Origin of the sequence: Pantoea vagans (genome assembly GCF_001506165.1) — a bacterium.
GTDB lineage: Bacteria > Pseudomonadota > Gammaproteobacteria > Enterobacterales > Enterobacteriaceae > Pantoea > Pantoea vagans_C.
Genome location: NZ_CP011427.1, coordinates 945736 through 961360, shown reverse-complemented (window position 1 = coordinate 961360; position 15625 = coordinate 945736). Strand labels below are relative to the sequence as shown.

Genomic DNA, 15625 nt, shown 5'->3' with positions numbered 1-15625 from the left:
ATCAGTGAATCTCGCTCAGGTACTTAGCAGAGAAGGCTTTCTGCGCATCGGCCATCTGCTGATAATCAACGGTTTGAGCACGCGCATAATCGCTATCTGGCAGGAAGAACTTCTTCGCTTCGGGTGACATGGCTGAAGTACGCACCGGGCGCAGGAAGGCGTTGGCCCAAATGGCCTGGCCTTTGTCAGACAGCACATAGTCGATGACTTTTTTACCGTTGGCTTCATGCGGCGCGTTCTTCACCAGGCTGATCACGTAAGGCACGGTGACGGTGCCCTCTTTCGGGATAACAAAGGCCACGTTGGCATGGTCCTTATACTTGGCGCGATAGGCGTTGAAATCGTAGTCGAGCAGAATCGGGATTTCGCCGGAGATCAGACGCGCATAGGCAGTCTGTTTCGGTACGATCGGCTGGTTAGCTTGCAGTTTCTTGAACCAGTTCAGCGCGGGGGTAAAGTCTTGCATGTTACCGCCTTTCGCCTGGTTAACGGCCACCGCTGCCACGTAACCGACAAAGGCACTGGCCGGATCGAGGTAGCCGATCATTCCTTTGTATTCGGGCTTCAGCAGGTCATCCCAAGACTGCGGCACAGGCGCGCCATTCAATGCATCCACGTTCACCATAAAGCCCATGGTGCCTGAGTGCAGCGCGACCCATTTACCATTGGGATCTTTCATTCCGGCTGGGATCTCATCCCAGTGTTGGGGTTTATAGCCGGTGATGACGCCGGCGCTGTCCGCCTGGATGCCGAAACTGACGCCGTAATACACCACATCTGCCACTGGATTGCCTTTCTCCGCCACCATTTGCGCCAGCGCCTGGCCGGAGTTTTTGTTGTCTTGTGGCACGGTGATGCCGGTGTCTCTGGCAATGGCTTTAAGCTGTGTGCCCCAGTCAGCCCACTCGGGCGGGCAGTTGTAACAGATCGCCGTTTCAGCGGCCTGCGTCATCATGCTGAACAGCGAACCGGCGGTCAGCACGATCGCGCCTGTCAAAATTTTCACTTTTTTATTAAAGGTCATGGTGGTTCCCTGGTGTGGTTAAAGTGGTGGCAGGTGCAGCAATGCTTTCGCCAACCCGCAACCGATGTGCCAGTACGCGGGTGCCGCGGCTGGCCTGTTGTAACAGCATGTCTATCGCACAGGCACCGAGCATGTCGGCTGGCTGAGTGACGCTGGCCAGTGACGGCGCAATCTGCTCGCCAATATCGATGCCATCGAAGCCCATCACCGAAAGCTGTTGCGGGACGCGCAAACCTGCACGTGCCGCCGCCCCAATCAGGCTGATGGCGAGCAAATCGTTAGTACAAATCACCGCCGTCAGCGGCGCAGCGCCCTGCAACTGCGGTTGCAGCAGCGTAAAATCTGAGTGGGTGTGGCTGGTCATTTCAATCACGGGCAGCGCATGCAGCCCGGCACGGTGCATCGCATCGCAGTAGCCTTGATAGCGCAGGCGCGCACGGTCTGATTGCAGCATCGGCCCCGCGACCATGCCGATATGACGATGGCCGAGCGCCAGCAGATGCTGTGTGGCCTCCTCCATCGCCTGGCGGTTGTCGACGCAAATGGCTGGCCAGTGACTTTGCTGCGGCACGTTATGCGCCAGCACAAACGGCATGCTGGCTTCGTGCAGCGTATTCAACACGGCGCTGTTATCGGCGTCCGCCACGGTTAGCACTAAACCGGCCACACGCTGACGTAGCATATGTTCAACAATCGCCGCCTCGCGTTCGGGCTGATAATCACTGGTGGCGACCAGCAAACCGTAACCGGCGGCGCGTGCCTGGCGCTCCATCGCCTGCAACTGGCGGGAGAAAATCGGATTCAGCAGTGACGGCAGCAGCACACCCAGCGTGGTGGAGCTTTGCGTGCGTAATTGACGGGCAATGTGATTGGGGCGAAAACCGAGTTGCTCTGATGCCGCCAGCACTTTTTCCAGCGTGTCTGGTCGCAGCAGATGAGGATCAGAGAATGCGCGCGCGGCAGTAGCGCGGGATACGCCAGCCAGCTTTGCCACACTGATTAAATCGGACATGTTCGCCTCGTGAATTGCCAATGAGATCGATCTCATTGGCGCTTAAAGTAGCGGCGAACTGTGACAACAACATCGCGGGGAGATGACGGAAAGATGACAGCAGCGCAAACTGCTGTCAGGAGAGAATTACAACATCAGGAAGGCATACCCTTCGTTTTGCAGAGAGGCCACGGTGGTGCCGCTGGAGAGCGTGTGCGTGACACGGGTGTCAATCCACTCGCGTTGCAACTGGTGGAACGCCACCGACTGATCGCAAATGGTGACTTTCACCCCCGCCTGCTTCAACTCATCGATCAACTTCAGATTCGGGTTGTCCGTGCCGTAGGCTTTGCGGAACTGCTCGTTATTCAGTGCCGCAGGAACGGCATCACTGTTGATCGACACCACAAAGTTCAGTTGATTGAGCGGCACACCGGCTGCGTAGTAGAGGTTGGTCACCCGCGCCACGCGCTCCAGTCCAAGATTGGGCTGGCGCACATCGCCTTCGGTGCGATTGATTTGGAATACGATCTTGTTGCTCAGGCCCGGTGTGTTAGCCGGGTTGTAATCTGGCGTGTTCACAAAATGAATTTTGCCATAGCCTGCAATAGCCGGTGTGCTCCAGAAATCAGCCGGTTCGGACTTATTGTCAGCGAATTTGCTGCTGACCTTATCCACCAGCTCTGGAAGCTGTAACACATTACCGCCCACGAAGCCTGCCAGTGCAGCGATAACAATATAGGACGCTGGACGCATTTCACTTCTCCTCGATAAAAGACTGGAAGCCCAATTACATTTGCAGGAAGGCATAGCCCTGATTTTCCAGCGTCGACACGGTGGTCGGGCTGGACAATGCATGAATGACCGATTGATCGATCCACTCTTTCGGGAAGTGGTGGAATGCCACCGACTGATCGCACACTGACACTTTCACCCCCAGCTTATTCATCTCACTGATCAACGCCAGATTCGGGTTATCGACTTTGTAAAACTGCTGGAAGTGGGCATTGTCCAGCATGGCGGGCGTTGCATCCCCCGTTACGGACACCACAAAGTGCAACTGATCGGCGGGAACGCCTGAAGCGATATAGAGATTCACCACGCGCGCAACGCGCTCTAACCCCAGATTAGGACGCTTCATATCCCCTTCGCTTTTGGTGATTTGAAACACCACTTTATTGCTTAACCCCACCACCGGTTTAAACGCGGCATCGGGTTCGTAATGGATCTTGCCGTATCCCTCAACGGCTGGGGTGCTCCAAAAACCGTCGGGATCGGTCGGCTCGGCAGAAAAATGGCTAGCCACACGCTGATAAATATCATCACTTTTTGTCACGGTGGCACCGACAACCCCACCCACAATCGCTATCAAGGCGTAGGAGACAACAGAACGCATAGAAACTCTCCGGCATGCACTGCGCTTAACTTCACAGTCCGTTTGAACAAAGTACGTTATCTATACCACAGCGTGAGCATGGCAAAACGCCTGTACTTTCGGGCGTCCGGGGTTTTCGTTGCAGGAAAAATAATGAGTCAGGCTAATTGAATAAGGCTTTTGATTGAGGTTGAATTGGCGCTTAAAAAATAAATGGCTGCTTTATTATTTAATTTGCGAGCGTTGAGTCAGTTATCGAATATCAAAAACCAGACCACACTTAACTAAAATTTTCGCTGAATGCTAAATCAGCACAATTAAAATCACTGATGGATAAATCAGGCCAGTCTCGAAGATGACCGCCTGTTTTTCAGAGTAAACCTGGAAAAGTTCATGCCAAATTCAATTATTTTGAGCAACTTTACGTAACTTTAACTTTTATCTTGAATATTCGTTTATACGGTCGCTGAAAACTATTCAATTTTTTGCTGTAATTTCTGGCTGATCGGTTTATTGATTTCACCTTGCGTGCCATCCCGCACTGGCTAAGATAGAATCGCTGCGCCAAAGGAAAGCATGCGCAGAACATTTGAACGACTTACCTGTCCAACTACGGGTGACTTTTACAGGATCAAGGCATGTTTAACCGGTTGAAGAAATCAGTGCTGGCGGCCCTTATTCCTACGCTGCTGCTGACACCCGCGCTCTCGGTTCGCGCTGATGTGAGTGATAACCTGCCCGATATGGGCACCACCGCAGGTTCAACGCTGTCGATAAATCAGGAACTGCAAATTGGCGATTTCTACGTGCGCCAACTGCGTGCCAGTGCGCCACTGATAAACGATCCGCTGTTGAATCAATACATTAATGAACTCGGACAGCGTTTAGTGGCGCATGCTAACTCCGTTCGCACGCCATTCCACTTCTTCCTCATTCAAAACGATGAACTGAACGCCTTTGCCTTTTTTGGCGGCAATGTGGTGCTACATTCCTCGCTGTTCCGCTATACCGATAATGAAAGCCAGCTGGCATCGGTAATGGCGCACGAAATTTCCCACGTCACCCAACGCCATCTGGCCCGCGCGATGGAAGAACAGAAGCGCAATGCGCCGTTGACGTGGGTAGGTGCACTGGGTTCCATCCTGCTGGCGATCGCCAGTCCACAAGCCGGGATGGCGGCGCTGACCGGTACACTGGCCGGTACCCAACAGGGGATGATCAGCTTTACCCAATCCAACGAGCAGGAAGCGGATCGCATCGGCATTCAGGTCTTACAACGTGCTGGCTTTGATCCGCAAGCCATGCCCGCCTTCTTGCAGAAACTGGCCGATCAAAGCCGCTTCTCTTCCAAGCCGCCGGAAATTTTACTGACGCACCCGTTACCCGACAGTCGTCTGGCGGATGCGCGCAACCGTGCCAACCAGATGCGTCCGGTGGTGGTGCAGTCGTCCGAAGGCTTCTATATGGCGAAAGTGCGTTCACTCGGCATGTACGCCACGGGACGTAACCAGCTCACCGACGATCTGCTCAATGAGTACGCCAAAGGCAACTCACGTGAACAGATGGCCTCGCAATACGGCAAAGCCGTCCAGTTTTTACAGGCGAAAAGCTTCGACAGCGCGAAGAAGATCATCGCTCCGATGCTGGCTAAACAGCCGGATAACATTTGGTTTTTGGATATCATGACGGATATCGATATTGGCTTGAATCAACCGCAGCAAGCGATCAGTATGCTGACCAGCGCCAAAGGCAGCAGCACCAATCCGGTACTGCAACTCAACCTCGCCAACGCGTATGTCGAGGCGAAACAACCGGCCAACGCCAGCCGTATTTTGAACCGCTATACCTTCGCGCACCCGGATGACGTCAACGCCTGGGACTTGCTGGCACAAGCTTCGGCTGCTCAGGGGCTGCGTGATGAAGAACTCTCCGCTCGCGCTGAAGGTCTGGCGCTGAATGGTCAACTCGACCAGGCGATTACCACCTTAAGCAGCGCCAGTGCGCAGGTGCCACTCGGCAGCCTGAAACAGGCACGTTACGATGCGCGTATTGATCAGTTCCGCGAGCTGCAAAAACGGTTCCGTCAGTATCAGAAGGGATGATCTGGCGGTCACCATCAATGGCGACCCTACCTTTGTCCGCAGTAATTATGTAGCGTGCGCATTAATGCGCACCAGAAAGGGATATTTATCAATGGTTAGCATTTATCACAACCCGCGTTGCAGCAAGAGCCGTGAAACCCTGGCGCTGTTGCAAGAGAAGGGCATTCAGCCGGATGTCGTGATGTATCTGGAAACCCCACCGGATGTGGCAACACTCAAGACTTTATTGAAAAGACTGGGTATGAGCAGCGCGCGTGAACTGATGCGCCGTAAAGAAGAGTTGTATAAAGAGTTGCAGCTTGCGGACAGCAATCTGAGTGAAGATCAGCTGCTGCAGGCGATGGTGGATCACCCCAAACTGATCGAACGTCCGATCGTTCTGAATGGTGACAAAGCGCGTATTGGCCGTCCGCCGGAAGCGGTGCTGGAGATTATTTAAAGCTCCAGCGCTTCTTTGACAAAGGGAATGGTGAGTTTGCGCTGTGCGCTGATGGATGCGCGATCGAGCCGATCCAAGGTGTCAAACAGGGTACGCATTTCGCGGTCGAGGCGTTTCAGCAGGAAACGCCCGACATCTTCTGGCAGTTCAAAACCACGCAGTCCTGCACGCAGCTGCATCGCCTGCAATTTGTCCTCATCTGACAGCGGCTGCAAACGATAAATTTGCCCCCAGTCGAGTCGTGAAGCCAGATCCGGCAGCCCCAGATTCAACTGGCGCGGAGGACGATCGCCGGTTATTAGCAGGCGCGTTTTGCCGATTTCCAGAATGCGGTTGTAGAGATCGAAGATCGCCATTTCCCACTCGGCATCGCCCGCAATACATTCGATGTTATCGATGCACACCAGCGCCAGGTTCTCCATACCATCTAAGACTTCCGGCACAAACCAGGTACGCTTATCCAGCGGGACATAGCCCACCGCTTCACCGCGCGCGGACATTTCCGCACAGGCTGCATGCAATAGATGGCTACGACCACCGCCTTCGCGGGACCAAAAATAGAGATAGCTGCCGTGTTGCTGAGAGAGTGCGCCTTGCAGCGCCGCCAGCAAAGACGGATTTTCCCCCGGCCAGAAACTGGCAAAGGTTTCATCATCGGGTAAATAGAGTGGCAGTGAAAGCTGTGCCGGCGTGTTCAGAAGTACCTCAACGGATGAGCAGGCAGAAAACGGCGCAAGTTTATCACGATCTTTGCAAGAGATGAACCGGGCGTCCCTGCCCGACGAAGCGCATCAGGCCTGACGCTTTTCTTCGGCATCCAGCACCACTTCTTCTGGACGTATCAAGTTGATAACGCGGAAGATCAAAGCCAGCGCAACACCAACAATGGTCGCCAGCGCCATGCCTTTCAATTCTGCCGCACCAATATGCACTTTCGCACCACTCACACCGATGATCAGGATCACCGAAGTCAGGATCAGATTCTGCGCTTTGTTGTAATCCACTTTGGATTCAATCAGTACACGAATACCGGAAGCACCAATCACCCCGTACAGCAGCAGAGAAACACCGCCCATCACGGGCACCGGGATCGCCTGAATGGCGGCCGCCAGTTTACCGACGCAAGAGAGCAGGATAGCGAAGATCGCCGCCCCGCCGATCACCCAGGTACTGTAAACGCGGGTAATTGCCATCACGCCGATGTTTTCGCCGTAAGTGGTATTCGGCGTGGAGCCGAAGAAACCGGAGATCATGGTGGATAAGCCGTTGGCGAACATGGAGCGGTGCAGGCCCGGATCGCGGATCAGATCTTTTTTCACGATGTTCGCCGTCACCACCAGGTGACCCACGTGCTCCGCAATCACCACCAGCGCAGCAGGCAGAATGGTGAGCATGGCAGCCCATTCAAAGCGTGGTGTATAGAAGGTGGGTAAGGCAAACCAAGGTGCATCCGCGACTGAACTCCAGTTCACAATGCCCATAAAGGAGGAGAGCGCATAACCTGCGAGCACGCCGATCAGAATCGGAATGATGGCAAGGAAGCCACGGAACAGCACGGAACCGAACACGGTGACCGCCAGCGTCACCATCGAGATGATAATGGTTTTGCTGTCAGGTGATGTGCCATCCGCAGGCAACAGACCCGCCATGTTGGCCGCAACACCCGCCAACTCCAGGCCGATCACCGCCACAATCGCCCCCATCGCCGCAGGCGGGAACATCACGTCGAGCCAGCCGGTGCCAGCTTTTTTAACAATCAGCGCCACCACGCAGAACAGGAATCCACACAGGATAAAGCCCCCCAGCGCCACTTCGTAGCCCAGAGGCAACAGCAGCAGAACCGGTGAAATAAAGGCAAAGCTTGAGCCCAGATACGCCGGGATTTTGCCTTTACAGATAAACAGATATAGCAGCGTACCCACACCGTTAAACAGCAACACGGTGGCCGGGTTGATGTGGAACAGAATCGGCACCAGCACCGTGGCACCAAACATGGCGAACAGATGTTGCAGGCTGAGAGGTATGGTTTGTAGCAGCGGTGGACGTTCGTCGACACCAATGGCACGTCTTGTCATCATTTATCCCCTCTCCCCTGCGTCCTTCAAACCATGGCTGCGTTGGCTGCTCTCGTTCACCCGAATCACTTACTGATGTAAGCTCATCGGGATGAACTCGCTTGCCGCCTTGCCATGGCTCGAATAACTTGGGGAGGATTGTTGTGTTTTTGCCAAAAAAAAGCCGACTCTTTGGCCGGCTACTCAAATGCTATTTTTCAAATAATGCGAATGCATATTCTGCCTGCAGATGCAGGCCGGGCGTTATTGGCGCAGGCAATTTGTTCACGGCCAGCGCGGAGAAACCGGAGCGTACTGGAGTACGTGAGGATTTCGAGCACTGCCCGGGAGCAAAGTGGCAAGCAAAATAGCCCGGAGCGATCATTACTTGGTTCCGAAAATCTTGTCGCCAGCGTCGCCGAGGCCGGGGATGATATAACCTTTTTCGTTTAACCCCTGATCGATTGACGCGGTATACAGCTCAACGTCCGGATGCGCTTTTTCCAGCGCGGCAATCCCTTCAGGTGCAGCGACTAATACCAGCACTTTAATGCTGTTGCAGCCGGCTTTTTTCAGCAGGTCGATGGTGGCAATCATTGAACCACCGGTCGCCAGCATCGGGTCAACCACCAGCGCCAGGCGCTCTTCGATGTTGGAGACCAGTTTCTGGAAGTACGGGACCGGCTCCAGCGTCTCTTCATCACGGTACACACCCACCACGCTGATACGCGCGCTTGGCACGTGCTCCAATACACCTTCCATCATGCCCAGTCCAGCGCGCAGAATCGGGACAACGGTGATCTTTTTGCCTTTGATTTGATCGACGTCGACCGGGCCATTCCAGCCTTCGATGGTCACGCGCTCGGTTGCCAAATCAGCAGTGGCTTCATAAGTCAGCAGGCTGCCGACTTCCGAGGCCAGCTCGCGGAATCGTTTGGTGCTGATATCATGCTCACGCATCAGGCCCAGTTTATGTTTGACCAGCGGGTGTTTGACTTCCACGATCTTCATGATTGTTCTCCCGGAATTGAGTTGAGCTAAAAAAAAATCGCCGGATTATACCGCCTTTTTGTCGCTGCGCCACTTGTCATTGGTCAATGGCTTAGCGCAATTTGCTCAATCATAAGAATTAACGAAAAATCAGCGCCGCGCAAAGCGGCGAGAGATGGGACTCGCAAACGTTTGCCTGCACTGGTAGAATTAGCGCGCTTAATTTTTGCCACCAACCGCAATTCGCGTGGGGACTCCGCAGTGACCGACAAAACCTCTCTCAGCTACAAAGACGCCGGTGTTGATATCGATGCTGGTAACGATCTGGTTGACCGTATCAAAGGCGTAGTAAAGAAAACTCGCCGCCCGGAAGTCATGGGTGGATTGGGTGGCTTTGGCGCGCTCTGTGCGCTGCCGCAGAAATACCGCGAGCCTGTGCTGGTCTCTGGAACCGATGGCGTCGGCACCAAGCTGCGTCTGGCGATGGACCTCAAGCGTCATGACAGCATCGGTATCGATCTGGTTGCGATGTGTGTGAACGATTTGATTGTTCAGGGCGCTGAGCCACTGTTCTTCCTTGACTACTACGCGACCGGCAAACTGGATGTGGACACCGCATCAGCAGTGATCACCGGCATCGCCGAAGGTTGCTTGCAGTCAGGCTGTGCGCTGGTCGGCGGTGAAACTGCTGAGATGCCAGGCATGTACCACGGTGAAGATTACGACGTGGCCGGGTTCTGCGTTGGCGTAGTAGAGAAATCAGAAATCATTGACGGTTCGAAAGTGCAGGACGGCGACGTGCTGATCGCGCTGGGTTCCAGCGGCCCGCACTCGAACGGTTATTCCCTGGTGCGCAAAATTCTGGAAGTCAGCCAGACCAATCCAGAAACCAAACAGCTGGATGGCAAACCACTGGCCGATCACCTGCTGGCACCGACCCGCATCTACGTGAAAAACATCCTGAGCCTGATCGAACAGGTTGATGTTCATGCGATTTCTCACCTGACCGGTGGCGGCTTCTGGGAAAACATTCCTCGCGTGCTGCCAGACAACACCCAGGCGGTGCTGGACGAGAAAAGCTGGCAATGGCCGTCCGTATTCAGCTGGTTGCAGCAAGCGGGCAACGTGAGCCGTCACGAAATGTACCGTACCTTTAACTGCGGCGTGGGCATGATCATCGCGCTGAGCCCGGCTGATGCCGATAAAGCGGTACAGCTGATGAGCGACGCAGGCGAGAAAGCGTGGAAAATCGGTGTGATTAAAGCCTCTGACTCTGAAGAGCGTGTGGTTATTAATCCATGAAAAAACTGGTTGTACTGATCTCCGGCAACGGAAGCAATCTTCAGTCCATCCTTGACGCCTGCGCAAGTGGGCGTGTTAACGGCAGCGTCGCTGCCGTTTTCAGTAATAAAGCCTCGGCTTATGGTTTAACCCGTGCGCAGGACGCGAACGTGCCTGGCCATGCCCTCGCCGCCAGTGATTTCGCCGACCGTGATGCCTTTGATCGCCAGCTGATGCAGGAAATCGACGCTTATGCGCCGGATCTGGTGGTGTTGGCCGGTTACATGCGCATTCTCAGCCAGGCATTTGTCGCGCATTATCACGACCGGCTGGTGAATATCCATCCGTCGCTGTTGCCGAAATATCCCGGACTTCACACCCATCGCCAGGCGCTAGAAAATGGTGACGAGGAGCACGGTACCTCAGTGCACTTTGTCACCGATGAGCTGGATGGCGGACCGGTGATTCTACAGGCCCGCGTACCGGTGTTTGCTGAAGATGACGAAGAAGAGATCACCGCACGCGTGCAGCATCAGGAGCATGCGATCTATCCGCTGGTGATTAGCTGGTTTGTCGATGGACGTTTGCAGATGCGTGAAGGGAAAGCCTGGCTAGATGGGCAACCGTTGCCGCCTGCTGGATACGCACACGACTGAAGTTTTGGTATGCATAAATGCGCACCGAATACAGGCAAGCACATACCGTAGCGGCGCGATTTATCGCGCTGTTTTTTTATGTGCGTACAACTCAGCGTAATAAATTGCGCCGCTACTGATCGCAGAATGAATCAACCAAACCGCCCCGTAATATAATCTTCCGTTTTTCGTGCTCTCGGTGACGTAAAAATCCGATCGGTTTCATCGAACTCCACTAACTGGCCGTTATGCATAAACGCCGTGTAATCGGATACGCGTGCCGCCTGCTGCATGTTGTGCGTCACCAGTACCAGCGTGAAATGCTGCTTCAGCGTGGTCATCAACTCCTCGATCACTAACGTGGAGATGGGATCGAGCGCCGACGTCGGCTCATCCAGCAGTAAAACTTCCGGCTCAATCGCGATTGCGCGCGCAATCACCAAGCGCTGCTGCTGACCGCTGGAAAGGGTCAGCGCATTCTGCCCCAGTTGATCCTTTACTTCACTCCACAGGGCCGCAGCGCGCAGCGCACGTTCGCAGGCTTCATTCAGTACACGACGATCGCGCACACCTTGCAGACGCAAGCCATACACCACGTTTTCGTAGATCGATTTCGGGAACGGATTCGGCCGCTGGAACACCATACCAATACGGCGGCGCAATGCTGGCAGATCCTGATTCGCCTGCATCACCGCATGTTGGTCGAGCAGAATTTCGCCCTCAATGCGACAGCGGTCAATCACATCATTCATGCGATTAAAGCAGCGCAACAGCGTCGATTTACCACAGCCAGAGGGACCGATCAGCGCCGTGATGCGGTTTTTCGGGATCTGTAAATCAATACTGTTTAGCGCCTGGCGCTCGCCGTACCACAGCGACAGCTGGTTGATGGTTAACGCGATGTCGTAATTGGGCGTCATCTCAAAACCTTTTTAGTGCGTCATTAGCCGGTAACGCTCACGCAGACGATGGCGCAACGCCATGGCCAGCAAATTGAGCGACAGGATGATCACCACCAGCAACAGCGCGGTGGCGTAAACCAAGGGTCGATCAGCATCGATGTTTGGACTCTGGAAGGCCAAATCGTAAATCTGAAATCCGAGGTGCATAAATTTGCGATCCAGATGCAGGTAAGGGAAAACCGCATCGACCGGCAATTCAGGGGCCATTTTCACTACGCCCACCAGCATCAAGGGCGCGGTTTCACCCGCCGCGCGCGCAACGGCCAAAATCAGGCCCGTCAGCATCGCCGGAACGGCCAACGGCAGTACCACGCGCCACAGCGTTTCCGCCTGCGTTGCTCCCAGCGCCAGTGATCCCTGACGCAGATTATCTGGAATACGTGACAAGCCCTCTTCGGTAGCAACAATCACCACTGGCAAGGTTAACAGTGCCAGCGTCAACGCTGCCCAAAGCAAGCCTGGCGTACCAAAAGTGGGATTGGGCAGTGAGCGTGAGAACAGCAGTTGGTCGATGGTGCCGCCAATCAACCAGACAAAGAAACCGAGACCAAACACACCATAAACAATCGACGGCACCCCCGCCAGATTCACAACGGCGATGCGCACCAGGCGGGTCAGCGCGTTGCGTCCGGCGTACTCATGCAGCCACACCGCGGCCACCACGCCCAACGGCATAACGATGATCGACATCAGCAGCACCATCAGCACGGTGCCAAAGATCGCCGGGAAAGCCCCGCTCTCACCACCGCCCGATGTCGGCGAGTCACTGACAAACTGCCAAATCTGGCTGAAGAAGTGCTGGAGTTGCTGGCCGAAAGACATCGCATTGGGATACCAGGCGTCCACCACCTGTGCCAAAGGAATAATGTGATCCTGGCCCTGCACATCACGCAGCACCAGGCTATCGCGCTGGCTTTGCTGCTGCAGACGAGTCAGCTGCTGGGCCAACTCGCTAAAGCGGCGATGCAGCGCAGAGCTGTTAGCATCAAACTCCGACTGCTCCTGCAAGGTAAAGGTCCCGTGACGCTGCTGCTCATCGGCTTGCTGCTGCAGGCTTTCCAACTGGGCATTGAGACGCGCCATCTGCACGCGACGAATGTGACTGGCCTGGCGCAGCTGCTCATGCACCTGCGTCAAACGCTGATGCAGCAGCGCATCACGGTCACGCGCGGTCAACACTTCGTTATCTTCACGCAGCTCAATAAGCCAGCCGTAGGCATTACCGCCGCTGCGGCGTTGCAGCACAATGACATCCGCCGGGCGACGGGTTTTCGCCGCGCCCTGACTGTACAGCACGCGAAAATCCGGTGCGGCAAAATCACGGTTGCCGGTTTTCACCACATAGCGCCACTGCTCGCCCTGCGGCTGTTTGTGCAAGGTCTCACCCAGCACCATTACCGCTGGCCCTTCCGGTGGCTGGAACAGATATTGATCGACCGGTTGCGGCCAGAAGGCGCGCACGCCCTGCCAGCCCAGCAAGCCAATTAACAAGGTAAACGCCAGCAGGCACACCGCCACCGCACCGGCCGTGAGCCAGCGCCAGCGATCGTTTTGACGCATCGCTTTCATCCCTGTCCCTCATGCTGGCTGTAACGTTGACGCAGGCGCTGACGAATCAACTCCGCCACGGTGTTGATCACCAGCGTAAACATCAGCAGTAAAAGCGCACTGAGGAACAGGATACGATAATGAGCGCTGCCCGCTGCCGCCTCCGGCATTTCGATCGCGATATTGGCAGAGAGCGCACGCAAGCCCGCAAACAACCCGCCTTCACTGACCGGCGTGTTTCCGGTGGCCATCAGCACAATCATGGTTTCACCCACCGCGCGGCCAAAGCCGATCATCAAGGCCGCAAAGATCCCCGCCGATGCGCCAGGCAACACCACACGCGTCAGGGTTTGCCATGGCGTTGCGCCTAATGCCAGCGATCCCTGCCCTAACGCCCCTGGCACACTGAATAAGGCATCTTCTGACAGGGTGAATATCAACGGCACTAAGGCGAATCCCATCGCCAGCCCGGCGATCAGTAAGTTGCGTTGCTCGTAATGTGCGAGCAGCTCCCCAATGTTCGGCCACAGCTGCGTTGGCAGCCACAGTGTCAACAACGTCACCACCAGCAACACCGGCAGCAACAAAATCACTTCAAAACCAGGGCGACGCCAGCGGAGTGGCAGATGCGGACTGAGCACGCCACAGAGCAACAATGTTGCGGCCAGCACCAGTGGCAACAACAGCACGCCTACCAGCGCAGTACTGATATGCGGTGCCAGCCACACGCCGGCAATCAGTCCGATCACCACGCTCGGTAACGCACCCATCATTTCAATGCCGGGCTTCACCCAGCGCCGTAATCCCGGCGACATAAACCAGGCGGTATACATTGCTGCGGCCAGCGCCAGAGGCGTGGCGAACAGCAGAGCCAGCGCCGCGGCTTTCAGCGTGCCAACCACCATCGGTATCAGGCTGAATTTGGCTTGATAGCTGTCTCCCGCCGCCGTGGATTGCCACACCCAATCCGGTTGCGGATAGTTTTCGTACCAGATTTTCTGCCACAGGTTTCGCCAGGTGAAATCGGGCCACGGATTATCCAGAGCAAATTGTTGCCACTGCCCATCGCGCTCAACAATCAGTGCATCCCCGCGTGGTGCAAACGCCAGCGCCTGAATGCCTGGTGCCAGTTGGCGAGTCAGAATCGGCCCCTGTTGTTTACTGGCAAACAGTTTGACCTCACCGGCATGATTAAAGGTGGCAAACACGCGACGCTGTGGCTCAGGCACAATACTCACTGCATCTTTACTGTTGTTGAAGGTGTGAATCTCCTGCAGGCGCGGGCCTTTATCACTCGCAATCGCAAACCACTGATTTACGCCTTGGGTATCCTGAATTAACAGAGTCTGTCCGCCGGTAAGAATATGCAGGCTCTGCGGACGCTGATTGAGCGTTTGGGTTTCGCGCAGTTGTGCGCCCTCTGCGGTGATCTCCCACACACGCAGTAAACGCCCTTCACTGGCGTAGAGCAGCTTGCCGTCAGGCGACAACAGCAAATGATCGGCTTGTTGCTGCGGCAGTAGAATTTGATTGAGGGTTTGCTGATTTTCTAACGTCATCAGGCTGATGCCTGCGGGCGTTTGCGCGGCGATACGCCACTGATGATCGCCCAGCGAAGCCAACGCCATGTTGCTCACCGGCCCTTGCTTCAATTGCAGCGGGCGATCGCCGAATGGAAAATACCATTCACCGTGGTTGTCGTGGATCAGCGGTTGCATCAACAGCAGCGCGCCCTGCATATTGAGTAATACGCTACTGCTGTTGCTGCTGTACACCGCGGCATCGGGTTTGCCGGGTAACGGCAAGGCGTCGGTGGCAGGTTGTCCATCAAGCGGAATAAAACGCGCTTCATTGCGGCTAATGCGCCAGCCAAGATGGCCGTCGCTGCCCATGGCCAGCACGGGGGCTTTATCCCAAAGTTGCAAATTGGTGGTCGCTTGCATGCCAGGCGCGCTAAAAAGCGGTAGCACCACCCAGATCAACCAGAAGAAAAGCAGTAGCATCAGCAGCAAAATGCCCACGCCACACGCGGTCACCACACGACGAACAACGTGATCGGTGGCGCGTCGACGGCGGTCGCTAAAGTGGACAGGAATTCGGTTTATGCTCATGCAGGCCAGGTTACAGGTGAAGACACGTCGCTATGTTGCCCGTAGCTGATTGATAAGACAACCTTTGGCGTTGGACAAGCTTGCCATACTCTCGCCATAATGGTGACGGACAC

At 55.3% G+C, this 15625-nt stretch carries 14 protein-coding genes; 4 read left to right on the top strand and 10 right to left on the bottom strand.

All coding sequences use genetic code 11. The annotated features are described in order from the left end of the window. Position 1: 1 nt before the first annotated feature. The 4 genes from LK04_RS04375 to LK04_RS04360 form a co-directional block, all read right to left on the bottom strand. Positions 2–1024: an ABC transporter substrate-binding protein gene (locus LK04_RS04375; protein WP_039329783.1), complete on the bottom strand. Its 1023-nt coding sequence runs from the start codon at positions 1022–1024 to the stop codon at positions 2–4. Further along, entirely contained in the window at positions 1014–2036 is a 1023-nt protein-coding gene (locus LK04_RS04370) for a substrate-binding domain-containing protein (protein ID WP_039329785.1), read from the bottom strand. The genes LK04_RS04375 and LK04_RS04370 overlap by 11 nt, the downstream gene beginning before the upstream one ends. Positions 2037–2162: 126 nt before the next feature. After that, positions 2163–2771, bottom strand: coding sequence for a DsrE family protein (locus LK04_RS04365; RefSeq protein WP_039329787.1), 609 nt, complete (start codon positions 2769–2771; stop codon positions 2163–2165). Positions 2772–2805: 34 nt separating this feature from the next. After that, the gene (locus LK04_RS04360) at positions 2806–3411 is read right to left on the bottom strand and encodes a DsrE family protein (protein ID WP_039329789.1); all 606 of its coding nucleotides are present in this window, start codon (positions 3409–3411) and stop codon (positions 2806–2808) included. A 617-nt stretch (positions 3412–4028) separates the two neighbouring features. On the opposite strand from LK04_RS04360, the gene LK04_RS04355 reads away from it, so the two are divergent. Together LK04_RS04355 and arsC are read left to right on the top strand one after the other, a co-directional pair. Next, a complete protein-coding gene (locus tag LK04_RS04355; RefSeq protein ID WP_039329792.1) occupies positions 4029–5492 on the top strand; it encodes a tetratricopeptide repeat protein in 1464 nt (487 codons plus the stop codon). A gap of 91 nt (positions 5493–5583) precedes the next feature. Next, the gene (gene arsC, locus LK04_RS04350; RefSeq protein WP_039329794.1) at positions 5584–5931 is read left to right on the top strand and encodes an arsenate reductase (glutaredoxin); all 348 of its coding nucleotides are present in this window, start codon (positions 5584–5586) and stop codon (positions 5929–5931) included. On the opposite strand, the gene hda is transcribed toward arsC, so the two are convergent. The 3 genes from hda to upp all read right to left on the bottom strand — a co-directional run bounded on the left by hda (position 5928) and on the right by upp (position 8996). After that, complete coding sequence (gene hda, locus LK04_RS04345) at positions 5928–6629, bottom strand: DnaA inactivator Hda (protein ID WP_039329796.1); 702 nt, start codon at positions 6627–6629, stop codon at positions 5928–5930. The genes arsC and hda overlap by 4 nt on opposite strands. Before the next feature lie 93 nt (positions 6630–6722). After that, positions 6723–8006, bottom strand: a complete 1284-nt coding sequence (gene uraA / locus LK04_RS04340) for a uracil permease (RefSeq protein WP_039329798.1) — start codon at positions 8004–8006, stop codon at positions 6723–6725. 363 nt (positions 8007–8369) lie between these two features. Beyond that, positions 8370–8996 carry a uracil phosphoribosyltransferase gene (upp, locus tag LK04_RS04335; RefSeq protein ID WP_034825735.1) on the bottom strand — a complete coding sequence of 209 codons (627 nt, stop codon included), beginning with the start codon at positions 8994–8996 and terminating at the stop codon, positions 8370–8372. 240 nt (positions 8997–9236) lie between these two features. Between upp and purM the strand changes: the two genes are divergently transcribed. Then, complete coding sequence (purM, locus tag LK04_RS04330; protein WP_039329968.1) at positions 9237–10277, top strand: phosphoribosylformylglycinamidine cyclo-ligase; 1041 nt, start codon at positions 9237–9239, stop codon at positions 10275–10277. Beyond that, a complete protein-coding gene (gene purN / locus LK04_RS04325) occupies positions 10274–10912 on the top strand; it encodes a phosphoribosylglycinamide formyltransferase (protein ID WP_039329800.1) in 639 nt (212 codons plus the stop codon). Before purM ends, purN begins: the two co-directional genes overlap by 4 nt. Before the next feature lie 131 nt (positions 10913–11043). On the opposite strand, the gene pstB is transcribed toward purN, so the two are convergent. Genes pstB through LK04_RS04310 form a run of 3 tightly spaced genes read right to left on the bottom strand, consistent with a single transcriptional unit; the run spans position 11044 to position 15512 of the window. Beyond that, entirely contained in the window at positions 11044–11811 is a 768-nt protein-coding gene (gene pstB / locus LK04_RS04320) for a phosphate ABC transporter ATP-binding protein PstB (RefSeq protein WP_039329802.1), read from the bottom strand. A gap of 12 nt (positions 11812–11823) precedes the next feature. After that, positions 11824–13422 carry a phosphate ABC transporter permease PstA gene (gene pstA, locus LK04_RS04315; protein WP_039329804.1) on the bottom strand — a complete coding sequence of 533 codons (1599 nt, stop codon included), beginning with the start codon at positions 13420–13422 and terminating at the stop codon, positions 11824–11826. Beyond that, positions 13419–15512: an ABC transporter permease subunit gene (locus LK04_RS04310; protein ID WP_039329806.1), complete on the bottom strand. Its 2094-nt coding sequence runs from the start codon at positions 15510–15512 to the stop codon at positions 13419–13421. Before LK04_RS04310 ends, pstA begins: the two co-directional genes overlap by 4 nt. Positions 15513–15625 lie beyond the last annotated feature (113 nt).